Genomic DNA, 2,259 nt, shown 5'->3' with positions numbered 1-2,259 from the left:
CCCTGCGCCGCGAGGTTGTGGATGATCTGGTAGATCTCGGCCTTGGCGCCGATGTCGATGCCGCGCGTGGGCTCGTCCAGCAGCAGCACTTTCATCGGCATCGACAACCAGCGGCCGAGAATGGCCTTTTGCTGGTTGCCGCCGGACAGGTACATGATTTTCTGTTCGGCGCTCGGCGTCTTGACCTTCATGGCCTTGATTTGCCCGTCGGCGTTGCCCTTTTCCCAGCCATCGCGCAACAGCCAGCCGAACGCCGAATGCGCGCCACGGGCACTGATGTTGATGTTTTCGGCAACGCTGGACAGCGGGATGATGCCCTCCTTCTTGCGGTCTTCCGGGCACAACAGCACGCCGGCCGCGATGGCATCGCGCGGTGAGCGCAATTGCAGCGGCTCACCGCACAACTCCAGGCTGCCGGCACTGGCGCGTTCCAGGCCGCTGAGCAGGCGGAACAGTTCGGTGCGCCCTGCCCCCACCAAGCCGAACAGGCCGAGGATTTCACCTTTGCGCACGTTGAAACTGATCGGTTCGCGCAGGCCGGGGCCGAGCAGGCCGTCAACCTTCAGGGCGACGTCGCCATGCTCGCGCGGGCGATAGTCGTAGATGTCCTGGATATCGCGCCCGACCATGCAGGTCACCAACTGATCGTGGCTCAGCGCGCTCATGTCCTCGAAGGTGCGCACGAAGCGGCCGTCCTTGAACACCGTCACCGCATTGCAGATACGGAACACTTCTTCCATGCGATGCGAGACGTAGAGCACCACTTTGCCCTCATCGCGCAGGCGCGTGATGATCGCCATCAAGCGGTCGATCTCCCGCGCCGAGAGGCTGCTGGTCGGTTCATCGAAGGCGATCACATGGGCGCCACGGGACAGCGCCTTGGCGATTTCCACCAATTGGCGCTGACCCAGGGACAGGCGCCCGAGCTTTTCCTCGGGATCGATTTCATCGGCCAGGCCCTTGAGGCATGCCAGCGCCTGCTGGCGCAGCACGCCGCGGTTGACCACGCCAAAGCGCGACGGCAGATGCCCGAGGAACAGGTTCTCGGCGACGGTCATTTCCGGCACCAGGTGCAGCTCCTGATGGATCACCGCCACACCGCTGGCAATGCTGTCGGCGGCGTTCTTGAAGGCCATGGTCTGCTCGCCGATCTGCACCGTGCCGCTGCTGGGAATATAGGCGCCGCCGAGGATCTTCAGCAGCGTCGATTTACCCGCACCGTTCTCGCCCATCAGGGCGTGCACTTGCCCCGGGTGGGCGGTGAAGCTGATGCCATCGAGCGCCTTGACCCCAGGGAAGGTTTTGCCGATACCGTCAAAACGCAGGGCCGCAGCGGTCATTTCCACAGCCCGATCTTGGTCAGTTCTTCCTGGAAGTTGGCGCGGGTGATCAGGGTCACTTCGTCCATGGCGGTGTATTTGGCCGGTTCCTTGCCAGTGGTGACCCACTCGTACATTGCCAGCGCGGTGTTGTAACCCTCGATATGCGGGCTTGGCAGCATCGAGCCGAAGAAGCCGCTGTCGGCTTTCTTCAATTCGCCGATGGCGTCGGTGCCATTGATGCCGATGCCGATCACGTTGGCGGCCTTGAAGCCGGCGCTTTCGGTAGCACGTACGCCACCGAGCACGGTGTTGTCGTTCATGCCGCCGATGATCAGGTTTTTCGCGCCGCTGGGCAGCTTGACCAGGGCCGAGTTGGTGGCATCCATGCTGCCGGGCACGTCGAGGGTTTTAAGCGCGGCGGTGAGGATGTGGTCCTTGGGAATGCCGGCCTCTTCCAGGGATTTGATCGAGCCGTCGGTGCGTTTCTTGCCGGTGTCGAGTTCGTTGAAGGTGTTGATCACCGCGTAGGTGTCCTTCCAGTCCCACCCGCGTTTTTTCGCTTCGGCGGCCATGGCGGCGCCCTGCTTCTGGCCTACTTCAAACGCGGCCATGCCCAGGTACGGCACGTCCTCCATGAAGTTGCCCTTGGCGTCGACGAAGCGGTCGTCCACGGCCATCACTTTGAGGCCGTTGACCTTGGCCTTGGCGACGATGGCCGGGCCCAGGGACACATCCGGCGGGCAGATCACAAAGCCCTTGGCGCCGTTGGCGGCCAGGCTGTCGATGGCCGACAGGGTTTTCTCGCCATCCGGCACGGCGATCTTGATCACGGTAAAACCGTGCTCCTTGCCGGCTTTTTCGGCGAAGGCCCATTCGGTCTGGAACCAGGGTTCTTCGGCCTGTTTGACCAGGAAGCCGATCTTCACTTCTTCAGCGG

Annotated in this window: 2 protein-coding genes; both read right to left on the bottom strand. The window is 62.9% G+C overall.

The window, feature by feature from the left end:
- The coding region (gene araG, locus CIB54_RS27210) for an L-arabinose ABC transporter ATP-binding protein AraG (RefSeq protein WP_101221492.1) at nucleotides 1-1,340 on the bottom strand (1,340 nt) is incomplete at its 3' end.
- The coding region (locus tag CIB54_RS27205; RefSeq protein WP_065932500.1) for a substrate-binding domain-containing protein at nucleotides 1,337-2,259 on the bottom strand (923 nt) is incomplete at its 5' end. The genes araG and CIB54_RS27205, both read right to left, overlap by 4 nt.

Source organism: Pseudomonas fluorescens (assembly GCF_002837185.1).
In the GTDB taxonomy this organism is placed as follows: Bacteria; Pseudomonadota; Gammaproteobacteria; order Pseudomonadales; family Pseudomonadaceae; genus Aquipseudomonas; species Aquipseudomonas fluorescens_AM.
This window is presented reverse-complemented; position numbering and strand designations above follow the sequence as displayed.